Below are 14,336 nucleotides of genomic sequence, written 5' to 3'. Positions count from 1 at the left end.
CGCGCGTGATGCCCGCGCCAACGGCGACGGCACCAGCGCATGCATTTGACGTTTCGTTGTCTGGTGCTTGATCTAGATCAACCCAGCGCGCAGCGATGATCGAGCACGCAAGCTCCCGACAGGAACCGGAAGCAACTGGCCGGAAAAATTCGCGGACGGCGCGGCGTCGTCAGACCAGGGGTTGTCTTTGCGAATTCACCTCGCGGGATTTGGGCCTGAAACGCTGCTTCATTTGTCCTTGGGGCGCTGCAGCTTCTCCCTTTTCGCCGCCTGCGAGGTTCGGCGTGCCGGGGCCTCGAACACCGCAATACGGCGATCGAGTTGCCATAGCTCGACGTCGTTGACATCAACCAGCTGCGCAGCACGTTCACGTGCTTCCTGCTCGTCGGCACACTGCAATTTCGCCACGCTTATGACGTGATGGTGCTGATCCAAAAGGTAAGCCCGGTAGTGAGCCATCCCCACACCTCCCTACGCCCGCCACTATCGGATCATCACCTCAATCCTTCAATCAGCGTTTTCCAGCCGGACGCATCGTTCGCCGTCAGCAGCAAAGCGCCAAGGGCTGCCAGATAGCACGGCAGTTCGCAATCGGGACGCGCGTTCATATTGCCGACAAGCGAGGCGACCGCGTTCTTGAGATCGCCTCGGTCCAGATGATCGAGGGCCCGTTGCTTGCAACGCTCGACATATTTGTCGCGCGGCATGTCGACTAACAGGGAACGTTCCATTTCACTTCCCCCACCGATGACTGTTGTCGATCGTTGGGGAATTGGAACGAAACGGGCCTTTTCCGTCTGTTCGAAAAGCGACAAACGGATCTATTTTGCTCGCAGGTGTGGGAATTGGGATACAGGCGCGCGGGGCTATCGCATATGAAAAGTAGAGTTGCGGATAGCTCGTCCACGACACATCCTTCGAGACGCCCGGCCCTGGCGGGCCCTCAGGATCAGGGCGGAGCGCGCGGCAGCAGTCTCAACGGGCACTGACGCTGATTAGCCTCATCCTGAGGAGGCGCGTAAGCGCCGTCTCGAAGGACGAGGCGTGCGCGCAGGCCGCCGCAACGAGTCATACGCGATAGCCTTCCCCCCGATGGGAAAGGACACTGGGCACCGCGCTGTCGCCGCCCCTACTCCCAATACCAGGTCGAGAAATCGTTCTCGAACTGCGGGACTTCCTTCCAGACGCCCTTCAGCTTCTTGTTGGTGACGGTCGGCCATTGCGGCTGAAACAGGTAGGCGGAGACGGCGTCGGTGGCCAGCATGCGCTGGGCGTCGCCGAGCAGCTTGGCGCGGGCGGCCTCGTCCGGCGTCGAGACGATCTGCTTGTAGAGCGTGTTGAACGCCTCGTTGTTGTAGCCGAGATAGTAGTCCGGCTCGGTGATCTTGACGAGGTCGAACGGCTCGACATGGCTGACGATGGTGAGATCGAAATTATGCGGGCTGTTCGGCGCGAACACCTGCGACAGCCATTGCGCCCATTCGACATTCTCGATCTTGGCGACGATGCCGACCTTGGCGAGCTGGGCCGCGACGATCTCGCCGCCCTGCCGCGCATAGGGCGGCGGCGGCAGCTTCAGCGACAGCTCGAGCGGCGTGGTGACGCCGGCTTCAGTGAGCAGCTTCTTGGCTTTTTCAGGATCGTAGGGATTGATGCCGGTAGTGTCGACGTAACCTAGCGATCCCGGCGTGTAGAAGCTGCCGATCGGCGTGCCGTAACCCTCGACCGCGCCGTCGATCAAGGCCTTGCGGTCGATCGCAGCGAGGATGGCGCGGCGAACACGGACGTCATCGAGCGGCTTCTTGCGGTGGTTGATCGCCACGATGGTCTTGGCCTTCGAACCGCCGATCAGCACCGTGAAGCGCGGATCAGACTTGAATTGAGCAACAACGCGGGTCGCGATCCGCGGAAATGCGTCCACGTCATTCGAGAGCAGCGCCGCGGCCTGGGCGGCCGGATCGGAGATGAAGCGGATCGTCACCTTCGACAGCTTGATCGCCGCGGCGTTACGGTAGTCCGCCCATTTGTTCAGCGTGATCGAGGAGCCCTTGGCCCAGGCCCCCAGCTGGTAAGGCCCGGTCCCGACCGGCTGCGTGACATTGGTCGCCGCGCTCTTCGGCTCGACGATCGAGCCGCTTGCCTGCCCGAGGAGGAACGGCAGGTTGGGTTCGGAATACTTCACCGTGATCACGACGGTGTCGGCATCGGGCGTCTCGACCTTCTCGAACGCCTGGAACAGGCTCTTGTCCTTGTTGGTGCTGGTCGCCGCCGCGTTGCGCTCGAACGAGAACTTCACCGCCGCGGAATCGAACGGCTCACCATTGTGGAATTTGACGCCCTTGCGCAGCTTGAAGGTGTAGGTCTTCAGGTCGGGCGAGGCGGTCCAGCTCTCCGCCAGCAGCGGCGAGACCGAGCCGTCCTCGCTGATCTTGGTGAGCGTCTCGTAGATGTTGTAGAGCGTGACCTCGGCGATTGCGGCCGCCGCCGCGTTGGTCGGATCGAGCCCCGGCGGCTCCAGCGTCATTGCCATGACGACGCTGTCCTTCTTGCTCTGCGCCAGCACCGGCAGCGGCGCCGCGGCGAACGCGGCGGCAAATGCGACGATGGATAGTTTCCTGAACATCTCGTAACTCCCCGGCCTGCTGTTTTCGTAAGCCTACGCCAATCCTGCTCCGGACATTAGCCTTCCATGGCGGCTGGCGGCAACGCCATCACGGCCTGCGCCTTGTGGCAGGCGGCAAGGTGGCCCTCGCCCAACTTGCGTAGCTCAGGCAGGGCCTCGCGGCAATGCTGGTCGGCGAGTGCACAGCGCGCGACATAAGGACACCCGCTGGCAGCCGCCGATTGCGAAGCGATCGCCTGGGCGCCGCGCCGGCGCCGACCGCCCCCGGCGCGCGCCCGCGGCACGGCGTCCAGCAGCGCCCGCGTATAGGGATGGGCACATTGCTCGAACAGATCTTCGGGGCGCCCCTGCTCGACGATGCGGCCGAGATACATCACCGCGACCTCGTCGCAGAGATAGTCGACGACGGCGAGGTCGTGGCTGATCAGGATGTAGCTGAGGCCGAACTGCTCCTGGAGGTCCTGCATCAGATTGAGCACCTGGGCCTGCACGGAGACGTCGAGGGCGGAGACCGGCTCGTCGGCGACGATCAGCTTCGGCTGGGTGATCAGCGCCCGCGCGATGGCGATACGCTGGCGCTGGCCGCCGGAGAACTCGTGCGGATATTTGTCCATGTCGGCTTCGCGCAAGCCGACTTGCTTCAGCACCGCGGCGACGCAGTCGCGAAAGGTGGTGCGGTCGGCGCCCTCAAGCACGGTCAGCGGCTCGGCCACGATGCGCGAGATGGTCTGGCGCGGATCGAGCGAGCCGTACGGGTCCTGGAACACCATCTGGAAATCGCGCCGGGCGCGGCGCAGCTCGTCGGGCGGGATACGGTTGAGATCGCGGCCGAGCAGGACGACCTGCCCTGCCGTCGGCCGCTCCAGCGCCATCACCACCCGCGCAAAGGTGGATTTGCCCGAGCCGGATTCGCCGACGATGCCGAGGCTCCTGCCGGCCTGCACCTGCACGCTGACGCCGTTGAGCGCACGCACCTGTCCGGGCTGACGAAACAGGCTCTCGCGCGGCAGCGTGTAGCGCTGCTCGAGATCCCTGACATCGAGAAGAGGCGCGGTGCTCATGCGGACAGCGCTCCGACATTCGCAGCCATGGAGACGTCCGTGCGGATGCAGCGCACCCCGTGCCCGGGACCGACCTCCACCATCGGCGGCAGCGCGGCGCGGCACGCATCGATCACCAGCGGACACCGCTCGGAGAAGGTGCAGCCGGCCGGAAGGTCCGCTAGCTCTGGCACCGTGCCCGAGATCGTCTTCAGCCGCGTCCCCTTGCGCGCGCCGAGCTTCGGCCGGGCGCGGAACAGGCCTTGCGTGTAGGGATGGCCCATGCGGCGGAACACCTCGTCGGTCGGGCCGCTCTCGACCACGGTGCCGCCATACATCACCATCATGCGCTGCACGTTCTCGGCGATGACGCCGAGATCGTGCGAGATCAGGATCATCGACATGCCGCGCTCCTCGACGAGATCGGCGATGAGGTCGAGGATCTGGCCCTGGATGGTGACGTCGAGCGCGGTGGTCGGCTCGTCCGCGATCAATAGGTCGGGCTCGCAGGCGAGCGCCATGGCGATGGTGATGCGCTGGCGCTGGCCGCCGGAGAACTGGTGCGGATAGGCATCGACGCGCCGCGCCGGGTCGGGCAGCCCGACGCGGTCGAGCAAGGCGATCACTTCTTTACGCGCCTGCGCCGCCGAATATTTCCTGTGACGCCGCAGCGGCTCGGCGACCTGGTTGCCGATCGTGTGCATCGGGTTGAGCGCGGTCATCGGCTCCTGGAAGATCATGCTGATGCGGTTGCCGCGCAGGCGGCAGTAATCCGCATCCGGTAAGCCGGCGAGCTCGTTGCCGTCGAGCTTGATGCTGCCGGTGACGCGTGCGCTGTCGGGCAACAGGCCCATCAGGGACATCGCGGTGACCGACTTGCCGCAGCCGGACTCGCCGACGAGCCCGAGCGTCTCGCCGCGCTTGAGAGAGAAGCTGACGCCGCGCACGGCCTGCGCGGGGCCGCGGCTGGTATTGAGGCGGACGCCGAGATTGTCGACCTCGATCAGCGGCATGGCGGAGCGCTCGGCCATCGTCATCGCTCCCGCGCCAGGCGGGGATCCAGCAGGTCGCGCAGTCCGTCGCCGAGGAGATTGAGGCCGAGCACGGCGATCGCGATCGCCGCGCCCGGATAGACCGCGAGCATCGGCGACTGGAACAGCAGCGTCTGCGCATCGTTCAGCATCCGCCCCCAGGACGGCTGCGGCGGCTGGGTGCCGAGACCGAGATAGGACAGCGCGGCCTCCGCCAGAATGGCGAGCGCGAACTGGATGGTCACCTGCACGATCAGGATCGACAGGATATTCGGCAGCACGTGCTCGATGGTGATGCGGAATTTGCCCTTCCCCGCAGCGCGCGCGGCCAGCACGAATTCGCGGGCCCAGATGGCGTTGGCCGAGCCGCGCGTCAGCCGGGTCAAGGTCGGGATCTGGAAAATGCCGATGGCGACGATCGAGGTCACCATGCCGGGGCCGACGACCGCGGCCAGCATGATCGCCGAGAGCACGGCCGGAAAGGCGAAGGTGAAGTCGGAGAAGCGCATGATGATCTCTTCGGTCCAGCCGCGCTTGGCCGAGGCGATCAGGCCGAGGCAGACGCCGAAGGTGAGACCGATGCTGACCGCGATGATGCCGACTGCTATCGTGGAGCGCGCCCCGGCGAGCAGCAGCGAGACGATGTCGCGCCCGAAGGAATCGGTGCCGAGCCAGTGCGCGGCCGAGGGCGGCCGGAGCTTCGAGGCGATGTCGATCTCGTAGGGCGACCACGGCGTCCACACCAGCGACAGCAGCGCCGAGACGAGAACGAGCAGGCTCAGCGTGCCGCCGAGGACAAAACTGCGATGGCGCAGCGCGCGGCCCCAGAAGGTCCTGGCCGGCAGACGTCGCCTCGCGACGGGTGCGTCAATGGAAGTGGTCACGGGCGCGCTCACAGGTCGTGCACCTTGATGCGGGGATCGATCAGGGCGTAGAGCACGTCGACCACGAAATTGACGACGACGACCATGGTCGCGAGCAGCATCACGCAATTGCGCACCACGATCAGGTCGCGGTTGGCGATCGACTGGAAGATCAGCCGGCCGAGGCCCGGCAAATAGAACACGTTCTCGATCACGATGGTGCCGGCGAGCAGATTGGCGAATTGCAGCCCCATCACCGTCATCACGGGGATCATGGCGTTGCGCAGCACGTGGCTCCACAGCACCTCGCGCCTGCCGAGCCCTTTCGCGCGGGCGGTGCGGACGAAGTCTTCGCGCAGCACTTCGAGCACGGCCGACCGCGTGACGCGGGCGAGGATCGCAGCCTGGACCACCGCCAGAGAGACTGCCGGGAGGAGCAGCGACTTGACGCCTGGCCAGACGCCGTCCTCCCAGCCGGCGAAGCCGCCCGCCGAAAGCCATTGCAGCCGCACCGCGAACAGGAGCACCAGCAGGATCGCGAACCAGAAATTCGGCAGCGCGATGCCCACCTGCGTCAGCGACATCACGCCGACGTCGCCGAGCTTGTTGTGGTTGGCGGCGGTGTAGACGCCGGCCGAGAGCGCCAGCGTCACCGTGATCGCCATCGACATGATCGCGAGCGGAATGGTCAGCACCAGCCGCTCCGCGATCAGGCCGGCGACCGGCGTGCCATAGACGTAGGAATTGCCGAGATCGGCAATGAGGAGGCCCTTGATCCATTGCAGGTAGCGAACGGGCAGCGGCTGGTCGAGCCCGAGCTTGACGGCGAGCGCGCGCACCGCGTCCGGCGAGGCGTCGGCGCCCATCAGCATCTGCGCGGCATTGCCGGGCAGCGCGTCCAGCACCAGGAAAATGATCAGCGATGCGCCGACCAGCGTCGCCAGCAGGGTCAACAGACGTCGAAGGACAAAGACGCTCATGTGCGCTCGGTTTCAGGGCTCATCCGCGGCACGATCAACATGTCCGGACGACCGATGCAAGGGCTTTGCTGGGTACGTACGACCTCATTCCGGCCAGCGGGAGAGCAGGTCACCGGAGGCGTCGAACAGCGCGCCAACGCGCAACAGGTCGGCGTCATGCCGGAAGCGGCCGACCAGCTGAAGCCCGATCGGCAGGCCGTCGCGGGCAAAGCCTGCGGGCAGGCTGACGGCGGGATGGCCCGTCATGTTGAACGGCATGGTCCAGGGGAACCAGTTCGGGCGGACGCTGTCGTAATGCGCCCCGTCGATCTCGATGCTGCCGAACAGGTCCTGCTTGATCGGCAACGCGGTGCGCGTGAGCGTCGGCATCGCCAGAAAGTGTCCATGCGCAAGCAAGGATTGCACCCGGCGGAACAGCGCGGTGCGCGCGAACATCGCCTCCTGATAGTCGACGCCGCTGACCTCGGTGGCGAGCGCGAGCTGCTTGAGGAACGCCTCGCTCAGCTCGTCGCCGTGCTCGGCCGCGAGCTTTGCAAAGCGCGTGCGCCAGACGGTGTGGTTGATGGCGCGCCAGATCGGCTCGATGTCAAAGCCTTCGCCGGAGAATTCCTCGAGCTCGGCCCCTAGCCCGGCCAGCCGGTCGAGACTCGCCCTGAAATTGGCGGCGACCTCGGCGGAGACCGGCCGGCCCGGCGGCGTGAGACAGTACAAGATCCTCTGGCCGCGCAAATCGCCGCGCGGGACGGCGGTGCCGACGAAGTCAGGCACGGGCAAGCCGATCGACCAGGGATCGCAAGAATCCTCGCCCGCCATCGCCTGCATCATCAGCGCGGTGTCGGCGACGGTGCGGGTGGTCGGCGTGACATAGGTCTGGTTGCCGAACACATCCAGCGCCTGGCTGTGCGGGATCACGCCGTTGCTCTGCTTCAGGCCGACCACGCCGTTGCAGGCGGCGGGAATGCGCGTCGAGCCGCCGCCGTCGGTCGCGATCGCCAGCGGCCCGATGCCGCTCGCCACCGCCACCGCGGCGCCGCCGCTGGAGCCGCCGGAGGAGCGGAAGGCGTCCCATGCATTGCGGGTGCGGCCGAACAGCGGCGAATCCGTCAGGCACTTGCTGCCGAATTCCGGCGTCGTGGTCTTGCCGATCAGGATTGCGCCCTCAGCTCGCAGCCGCGCCACCGCGACGGCATCCTCGGTCGGCACGTTGTCCCTGTAGGGAATGGCGCCGAAGGTGGTCTTGACGCCCCGGGTGTTGACGATGTCCTTGACGGTGACGGGGATGCCGTGGAGCAGGCCGAGCTGTTTGCCCGCCATCACCTTGCGCTCGGCCGCGCGCGCGGCCGCCATCGCCTCGTCGCCACAGATCGTGATGAAGCAGTTCAGCTCGCCCTGTAACGCCTCGGCGCGGGCGAGCACGGCGCTGACGATCTCGACAGGGGAAATTTGCTTTGTCGCGACGAGATCGCGCAGCTCGGTTGCGGATAGGAAACAGAGGTCGTTGCTCATACGGAAGGCTCGCACCAGGATGCGCGGACCTTGCCAGCGCGCACCTCACCTGTCCATTGGGTCGGTGCATGCCCATGGTCCGTCAGGACATCGCGAGACCTGACCCGAACTACCAGCTCCAGGTCATCTCGTGGCTCCACGGCGGATCGGCGCCCGGGCGGGTGCAGGTCAGGCCGGCACAATTGGCGGCAAAGGACAGCGCGCGGCGGAGCTCCTCAGTGCTGATGTCCCTGAGCCGCTCGCGGGCGAGGCGGCCCTGCTTGTGCAGGGCGAACAGCAGGGCGGCCTGAAAGCTGTCGCCCGCGCCGATGGTATCGGCGACCTCGACCTTTGGTGCTTGCACTTCGATCTGCCCCGCGGCTGCGTGCCAGGCGATCGCACCGTTGTTGCCGCGGGTGATGACGACGAGGCGCGTGCCCTGCCCGAGCAATGCGCTCGCGCGCGGCTGATGGGGCTCGTCGCCGAAGAGGTAGGCGAAATCGACGTCCGACATCTTGATGAGATCGGCTTGGTTCGCGAACTCGGCCATGCGCGCGAGATAGGCCGGCTTGTCCTTGACGAGGTTGGGGCGGCAGTTCGGATCGAAGGAGATTGTGGAGGATGCGCGCGCGTCCGCGACTAGCGCCCTGGTTTCGGCCGCGCCCTGGTCATTGACGAGCGTGGTCGAGCCGACATGGACGGCCTCGACCGTATCGAAGGCAATGGATCCGCGCCGGTACGTCCAGTTCCGCGTCGCGGTCTCGGCGTCATAGAAGGCATAATGCGACTCGCCCGCGACGATGCGGACGAAAGCGAGCGTGGTCTGGTGATCGCTGCGGGTGGCGAGATCGAGCGCGACATGCGAGGCCGTTGCGTGGTCCGCGATCATCCGCCCGAACAGGTCGGTCGAGACGCCGCCGACGAAGCCGGTCGGCGCGCCCAGACGCGCCATGCCGATCGCAACGTTGAGGCAGGAGCCGCCGACCGCGGGCATCACCGCCTCGCGTCCTTCCGTGTTTCCGGTCGGCACGAAATCGATCAGCGCATCGCCGCAGGATAACAACATCTCTTTCAACCTCTGGCGATGTCGGCCATCGCGGCACGGCTGCCGCGATCGACCTCGCGCAGCAGCTTGTAGACCTCGCGCTTGCGCGTGTGAAATGCGGCCATGTCGGACGCGGTCGGCTCGCTCTTGCGTCCCAGCGCCGACATCTTGGCCATGGTCTCGCCGATCGAGGAATAGGCGCCGCCGGCCACGGCACCGAGCATCGCGGCGCCCAGCAGCACCGGCTCCTTTGTTTGCGGCAGTGCGACGGTGAGGCCGGTGGTGTCGGCCATGATCTGCCGCACCAGCGGGCTGCGGCTGGCGCCGCCGCCCATGATCATGAGGCTGGAACGGACGCCACGCGCGGCAAAGGCCTCGATCACCTCGGCGAGACCATAGGCGAGACCGCAGAGGCCCGCGACGAACAGCCGCTCCATCGAGGCGATGTCGGTGTCGAGATCGAGACCGGCGATCACCGCGCGCGTATCGGGGTCGGCATAGGGTGAGCGGTTGCCGATGAATTCGGGCAGCACATGGACGTCACGCGCAAGCCGCGCGGCGCGGCTGGCATCGCCGGCGCGCGCGATCACGCGGCGCTCGAGCAACTCGATGAGGTCGAGACCCTCGCTGCGCGCTGCCGCGTTCGCATCACCGTGGCCGGGGTGCGACTTGAGCAGGTGGTCGATCGCCGCGCCCGCGGCCGACTGGCCGCCTTCATTGAGCCAGAACTCCGGCACCATGCCGGAATAATAAGGCCCCCACACGCCCGGCACGAAGCACGGCTCCTTGGTCGTCGCCATGATGCAGGCCGACGTTCCCATGATGTAGGCGAGACGGTCGCTGACATCGCTCGCACCGCCCGAGCCGTCGCGGCCGCCGATGGCCCCGATGCCGCCGGCATGGGCGTCGATCAGGGAGGCGCCGACCGGGGTGCCCGGCGTAAGGCCGAGCTCGGCTGCGGCTGCGGGCGTCAGACCTGCGCCGAGGCGCGTGCCGGGCGCAACGATCTTCGTGCCGATGCGGGCGTATTTTTCGTTGACGAAGTCGGACAGGCCGATGCGCTCGAAGAACGGCGCGCTCCAGCCGCCGCCCTCATGCGCGAGATAGTTCCACTTGCAGGTGACGGTGCAGGTCGAGCGCTGCAGCGAACCGGTCGCGCGCCAGGTCAGATAGTCGGCCAGATCGAAGAAGTGACCTGCGGCGTCAAAGCTTGCACGCAGATGCCGCTTCAGCCAGAGCAGCTTCGGCATCTCCATCTCCGGCGAGATCGAGCCGCCGACATAGCGCAGCACGGGATCCCCGGTCTCGTTGATCAGCCGCGCCTCGCACGTGGCGCGATGGTCCATCCAGACGATGACGTTGCGCTGCGCCTCGCCGGAGGCGCTGACGGTGAGCGGCTGGCCCTGTGAATCAAGCACCACAAGGGAACAGGTGGCGTCAAAACCGATGCCGCCGACGCCGCCGGGCGCAATCGCGGCTTCCGCCATCGCCGCCCGCACCGATTTGACGCAGGCCTGCCAGATGTCCTCCGAGGACTGCTCGACGATGTCGCCGGCCTCGTGCCAGATCCTGATCGGATGCCGGGCGGTCGCGAGCAAGGTGCCGGCCTCGTCAAACACCCCTGCCCGCGTGCTCGTGGTCCCCACGTCGACGCCGATATACGCTCGCGGCATTGTCGCTCCCGGTCGCTTTCCGTCAGTTTTGACGACAAGCCTACCAGCAAGTGTAGCCGCCATCCACCAGCACGATGCTGCCGGTCATCAGGCTCGCGGCCTCGGAGGAGAGGAACAGCACGACGGAGGCGATCTCCTCGACCTGCCCCATCCGCGCCATCGGGGTTCCGCCGATCCAGGCGTCGTACATCTTCGGATTGCTCTTCACGAAGGCGTTGAGCGGCGTCTCGATATAGGTCGGAGCCACCGCATTGACGCGGATGCCGCGCGCGCCCCATTCGGCAGCCAGCGACTTGGTCAAATGGTGCACGGCGGCCTTGGAGGCGTTGTAGAAGCACTGCTCCTGCGGCTTGTTGACGATGAAGCCCGACATCGAGCCGACATTGACGATGGCGCCGCTCTTGGCGTTCAGCATGTGCTTGCCGAACTCGCGACAGCACCAGAAGGTGCCGTTGAGATTGACGTCGATGACGTTGAGCCAGTGCTCGTCGGTGACGGTCTCGGCCGGCGTCTCGCTGCGGGCAATGCCGGCATTGTTGACGAGGATGTCGACCTTGCCGTGGCGGGCGACCAGGGCATTCGCGACCTCCGCCACGCGTTTGGTATCGGTGACATCCATGATCGCGGTCTCGACGTCAAAACCCTTTGCCTTCAGGCTGGCTTCGGCGCTGTCGGCGACCTTGCTGTCGCGGTCGCCGATGATGACCCGGGCGCCGGCTTCGGCCAGCGCCTCCGCGCAGCCAAGGCCGATGCCCTGCCCGCCCCCGGTGATGAACGCGGTCTTGCCGTTCAATCTGAATTTTTCCAGGTACATGGTGGTCTTTCCGTTTCTTGCCGTTGTCTTGCCGTTTCTTGTTAGCCTCGAAGGGCGTTGCCGCCCTCATCGAAGCGGTGAATGCGCTGGGGGTCCGGCACCAGCGAAACACGGTCGCCGGCGTGAAGGCTCAATTCGCCGATGTAGCGCGCGGTCAGCATGCCGAGCGGACCCGCATCGACATACAGGAAGGTGTCGCTGCCGAGATGCTCGGCGACCGAAATCGTGCCCTGCCAGCCGCCGGCGCCGTCGCGCTCGATCTTCAGATGCTCGGGACGCACGCCGATCGTAGCGGCTCCGTGTCGCAAGGCGGACTCACCGGTGACGAAATTCATCTTGGGCGAGCCGATGAAGCCGGCAACGAACAGATTGGCGGGCCGCTCGTAGAGCTCCAGCGGCGAGCCGTATTGCTCGATCTTGCCGCCATTGAGCACGACGATCTTGTCGGCCATGGTCATGGCCTCGACCTGATCGTGGGTGACGTAGATCGCGGTGGTGCCGAGCTGCTTCTGCAGCCGCGTCACCTCGATGCGCATCTGCACACGCAGGGCGGCGTCGAGGTTGGACAGCGGCTCGTCGAACAGGAACGCCTTGGGCTCGCGGACGATCGCGCGGCCGATCGCGACGCGCTGGCGCTGGCCGCCGGAGAGCTCGCGCGGCTTGCGATCGAGATAGGGCGTGAGGTTCAGCGTCGCGGCGGCGGCCTCGACCTTGCGGTTGATCTCATCCTTCGGCAGGCCGGCCATCTTCAGGCCGAAGCCGATATTGCCGCGCACGCTCATATGCGGATAGAGCGCGTAGGACTGGAACACCATGGACAGCCCACGCTTGGCCGGGGGCGTATCGACGACGTTCTTGCCGTCGATCAGGATCTTGCCGCCGCTGACGTCCTCCAGCCCCGCGATCAGGCGCAATAGCGTGGTCTTGCCACAGCCGGAGGGACCGACGAACACCACGAAGGAGCCGTCGGCGATGTCGAGGTCGGCGCCCTTGATGATGTGCACCGGGCCGAAGGATTTCTGCACGCCCTGAAGTGTGATCTGACCCATGGCAGCCCCTCTCATTTCACCGCGCCAAAGGTGAGCCCGCGCACGAGCTGCTTCTGGCTGAACCAACCGAGGACGAGAATGGGCGCGATCGCCAGCGTGGACGCCGCCGACAGTTTGGCCCAGAACAGCCCTTCCGGGCTCGAATAGGACGCGATGAACGTGGTCAGCGGCGCGGCGTTCGAGGTGGTCAGGTTCAGCGTCCAGAACGCCTCGTTCCAGGCGAGGATCAAATTGAGCAGCAGAGTCGAGGCGAGCCCCGGGATCGCCATCGGCGTCAGCACATAGACGAGCTCGCGGCCGATGGTGGCGCCGTCCATGCGCGCGGCCTCCAGGATGTCGCGCGGGATCTCCTTGAAATAGGTGAAGAGCATCCAGATCACGATCGGCAAGTTCCCGAGGCACAGGATGAAGACGAGGCCCACGCGGGAATCGAGCAAGCCGAACGTCTTGTAGATCAGGTAGATCGGCACCAGGACGCCGACCGGCGGCATCATCTTGGTCGAGAGCATCCAGAGCAGGATGTCCTTGGTGCGCTTGGTCGGCGAGAACGCCATCGACCAGGCCGCCGGGATCGCAATCAGCAGCGCGATCAGCGTCGAGCCGCCGGCGATGATGATCGAGTTCATTGCGTGGTGGAAATAGTCGCTGCGCTCCTGCACCGTGGCATAGTTCTCGGTGGTCCATTGGAAGAACAGGAAGGACGGCGGGATGGCAAATGCTTCCAGCTCGGTCTTGAAGCTCGCCAGCACCATCCAAAGGATCGGGAAGAAGATCAGGAAGCCGAACAACCACGCCCCGATCGTCGAGATCACCACCCGCTGTCTCGTCGCCATCCGCGCCATGCTTCAAGCCTCCAGGTTGCGGCCAACGATGCGGACGAGGAAGAAGGCGACGATGTTGGCAATCACCACCGCGACGAGACCGCCCGCGGAGGCACTGCCGACGTCGAACTGGATCAGCGCCTGCGCATAGATCAGGAAGGCGATGTTGGTGGTCTGCAGGCCCGGCCCGCCGCCGGTGGTGACGAAGATCTCGGCGAACACGGTGAGCAGGAAGATGGTCTCGATCAGGATCACCACGGTGATCGGGCGCGCCAGATGCGGCAGCGTGATGTAGATGAAGGTCGAGATCGCGCTGGCGCCGTCCATCTCGGCGGCCTCCTTCTGCTCCTCGTCGAGCGATTGCAGGGCGGTCAGCAGGATCAGCGTCGCGAACGGCAGCCACTGCCAGGCGACGATCAGGATCACCGAAAGCAGCGGCACATCGTTGAACCAGTCCACCGGCGTCAGCCCGACCAGCTTGGCGAGCCAGGCGAACAGGCCGGACACCGGGTGCATCAAGAGGTTCTTCCAGACCAGCGCGCTCACCGTCGGCATGACGAAGAACGGGGCGATCACCATCAGTCGCACGACATTGCGACCGATCACGGGCTGGTCGAGCAGCAGCGCCAGGGGAATGCCGAGCAGGATGGTCAGCGCCAGCACCGAGGCGACCAGCACCAGCGTGTTCTGGAGCGAGGCGAGAAAGGCGGGATCGGTGAGGAAGTAGCGGAAGTTTTCCAGCCCGATGAATTCTTCCGAGCCGGGATCGAGCAGGCTGTAATGCAGCGTCGAAAAGTAGATCGTCAGCGCCAGCGGGACGATCATCCAGATGAACAGCAGCCCGACGGCCGGGGTCAGGAGCGACCGTGCAAGGAATTGCGTCTGCCGGGTTGCCACTGGCTTCTCCTCTGC

The 14,336-nt window shown here is 65.8% G+C and carries 14 protein-coding genes; all 14 read right to left on the bottom strand.

The window, feature by feature from the left end; translation table 11 throughout:
• Positions 1 to 228 precede the first annotated feature (228 nt).
• The 14 genes from ACNJYB_RS13525 to ACNJYB_RS13460 all read right to left on the bottom strand — a co-directional run bounded on the left by ACNJYB_RS13525 (position 229) and on the right by ACNJYB_RS13460 (position 14,321).
• Positions 229 to 459, bottom strand: a complete 231-nt coding sequence (locus ACNJYB_RS13525) for a hypothetical protein (RefSeq protein WP_439374413.1) — start codon at positions 457 to 459, stop codon at positions 229 to 231.
• Positions 460 to 494: 35 nt separating this feature from the next.
• Positions 495 to 731, bottom strand: coding sequence for a hypothetical protein (locus ACNJYB_RS13520; RefSeq protein WP_439374412.1), 237 nt, complete (start codon positions 729 to 731; stop codon positions 495 to 497).
• Between the two features lie 398 nt (positions 732 to 1,129).
• Entirely contained in the window at positions 1,130 to 2,623 is a 1,494-nt protein-coding gene (locus ACNJYB_RS13515) for an ABC transporter substrate-binding protein (protein WP_439374411.1), read from the bottom strand.
• A 56-nt stretch (positions 2,624 to 2,679) separates the two neighbouring features.
• Positions 2,680 to 3,684 (bottom strand): ABC transporter ATP-binding protein, encoded by a 1,005-nt coding sequence (locus tag ACNJYB_RS13510; protein WP_439374410.1) that lies wholly within the window; start codon positions 3,682 to 3,684, stop codon positions 2,680 to 2,682.
• The gene (locus tag ACNJYB_RS13505; protein WP_439374409.1) at positions 3,681 to 4,694 is read right to left on the bottom strand and encodes an ABC transporter ATP-binding protein; all 1,014 of its coding nucleotides are present in this window, start codon (positions 4,692 to 4,694) and stop codon (positions 3,681 to 3,683) included. The genes ACNJYB_RS13510 and ACNJYB_RS13505 overlap by 4 nt, the downstream gene beginning before the upstream one ends.
• A gap of 2 nt (positions 4,695 to 4,696) precedes the next feature.
• The gene (locus tag ACNJYB_RS13500; protein WP_439374408.1) at positions 4,697 to 5,590 is read right to left on the bottom strand and encodes an ABC transporter permease; all 894 of its coding nucleotides are present in this window, start codon (positions 5,588 to 5,590) and stop codon (positions 4,697 to 4,699) included.
• Complete coding sequence (locus ACNJYB_RS13495) at positions 5,587 to 6,537, bottom strand: ABC transporter permease (RefSeq protein WP_439374407.1); 951 nt, start codon at positions 6,535 to 6,537, stop codon at positions 5,587 to 5,589. The genes ACNJYB_RS13500 and ACNJYB_RS13495 overlap by 4 nt, the downstream gene beginning before the upstream one ends.
• Before the next feature lie 84 nt (positions 6,538 to 6,621).
• A complete protein-coding gene (locus tag ACNJYB_RS13490) occupies positions 6,622 to 8,043 on the bottom strand; it encodes an amidase (RefSeq protein WP_439374406.1) in 1,422 nt (473 codons plus the stop codon).
• A gap of 109 nt (positions 8,044 to 8,152) precedes the next feature.
• Positions 8,153 to 9,088, bottom strand: coding sequence for a carbohydrate kinase family protein (locus ACNJYB_RS13485; protein ID WP_439374405.1), 936 nt, complete (start codon positions 9,086 to 9,088; stop codon positions 8,153 to 8,155).
• A 5-nt stretch (positions 9,089 to 9,093) separates the two neighbouring features.
• Entirely contained in the window at positions 9,094 to 10,740 is a 1,647-nt protein-coding gene (locus ACNJYB_RS13480; protein ID WP_439374404.1) for an FGGY-family carbohydrate kinase, read from the bottom strand.
• Positions 10,741 to 10,780: 40 nt separating this feature from the next.
• Positions 10,781 to 11,554 carry an SDR family NAD(P)-dependent oxidoreductase gene (locus ACNJYB_RS13475; protein ID WP_439374403.1) on the bottom strand — a complete coding sequence of 258 codons (774 nt, stop codon included), beginning with the start codon at positions 11,552 to 11,554 and terminating at the stop codon, positions 10,781 to 10,783.
• 41 nt (positions 11,555 to 11,595) lie between these two features.
• Positions 11,596 to 12,603, bottom strand: coding sequence for an ABC transporter ATP-binding protein (locus ACNJYB_RS13470; RefSeq protein ID WP_439374402.1), 1,008 nt, complete (start codon positions 12,601 to 12,603; stop codon positions 11,596 to 11,598).
• 11 nt (positions 12,604 to 12,614) lie between these two features.
• Positions 12,615 to 13,445: a carbohydrate ABC transporter permease gene (locus tag ACNJYB_RS13465; protein WP_439374401.1), complete on the bottom strand. Its 831-nt coding sequence runs from the start codon at positions 13,443 to 13,445 to the stop codon at positions 12,615 to 12,617.
• Between the two features lie 3 nt (positions 13,446 to 13,448).
• Positions 13,449 to 14,321, bottom strand: coding sequence for a carbohydrate ABC transporter permease (locus tag ACNJYB_RS13460; RefSeq protein ID WP_439374400.1), 873 nt, complete (start codon positions 14,319 to 14,321; stop codon positions 13,449 to 13,451).
• Between the last annotated feature and the right edge of the window lie 15 nt (positions 14,322 to 14,336).

Source organism: Bradyrhizobium sp. SMVTL-02, from assembly GCF_051853005.1.
Lineage (GTDB): Bacteria > Pseudomonadota > Alphaproteobacteria > Rhizobiales > Xanthobacteraceae > Bradyrhizobium.
This window is presented reverse-complemented; position numbering and strand designations above follow the sequence as displayed.

Excerpts from the sequence above, each read along its gene's own strand:
- ACNJYB_RS13525 (WP_439374413.1), bottom strand. The coding sequence starts at position 459 with ATGGCTCACTACCGGGCTTACCTTTTGGATCAGCACCATCACGTCATA.
- ACNJYB_RS13520 (WP_439374412.1), bottom strand. The coding sequence starts at position 731 with ATGGAACGTTCCCTGTTAGTCGACATGCCGCGCGACAAATATGTCGAG.
- ACNJYB_RS13515 (WP_439374411.1), bottom strand. The coding sequence starts at position 2,623 with ATGTTCAGGAAACTATCCATCGTCGCATTTGCCGCCGCGTTCGCCGCG.
- ACNJYB_RS13510 (WP_439374410.1), bottom strand. The coding sequence starts at position 3,684 with ATGAGCACCGCGCCTCTTCTCGATGTCAGGGATCTCGAGCAGCGCTAC.
- ACNJYB_RS13505 (WP_439374409.1), bottom strand. The coding sequence starts at position 4,694 with ATGGCCGAGCGCTCCGCCATGCCGCTGATCGAGGTCGACAATCTCGGC.
- ACNJYB_RS13495 (WP_439374407.1), bottom strand. The coding sequence starts at position 6,537 with ATGAGCGTCTTTGTCCTTCGACGTCTGTTGACCCTGCTGGCGACGCTG.
- ACNJYB_RS13490 (WP_439374406.1), bottom strand. The coding sequence starts at position 8,043 with ATGAGCAACGACCTCTGTTTCCTATCCGCAACCGAGCTGCGCGATCTC.
- ACNJYB_RS13485 (WP_439374405.1), bottom strand. The coding sequence starts at position 9,088 with ATGTTGTTATCCTGCGGCGATGCGCTGATCGATTTCGTGCCGACCGGA.
- ACNJYB_RS13480 (WP_439374404.1), bottom strand. The coding sequence starts at position 10,740 with ATGCCGCGAGCGTATATCGGCGTCGACGTGGGGACCACGAGCACGCGG.
- ACNJYB_RS13475 (WP_439374403.1), bottom strand. The coding sequence starts at position 11,554 with ATGTACCTGGAAAAATTCAGATTGAACGGCAAGACCGCGTTCATCACC.
- ACNJYB_RS13470 (WP_439374402.1), bottom strand. The coding sequence starts at position 12,603 with ATGGGTCAGATCACACTTCAGGGCGTGCAGAAATCCTTCGGCCCGGTG.
- ACNJYB_RS13465 (WP_439374401.1), bottom strand. The coding sequence starts at position 13,445 with ATGGCGCGGATGGCGACGAGACAGCGGGTGGTGATCTCGACGATCGGG.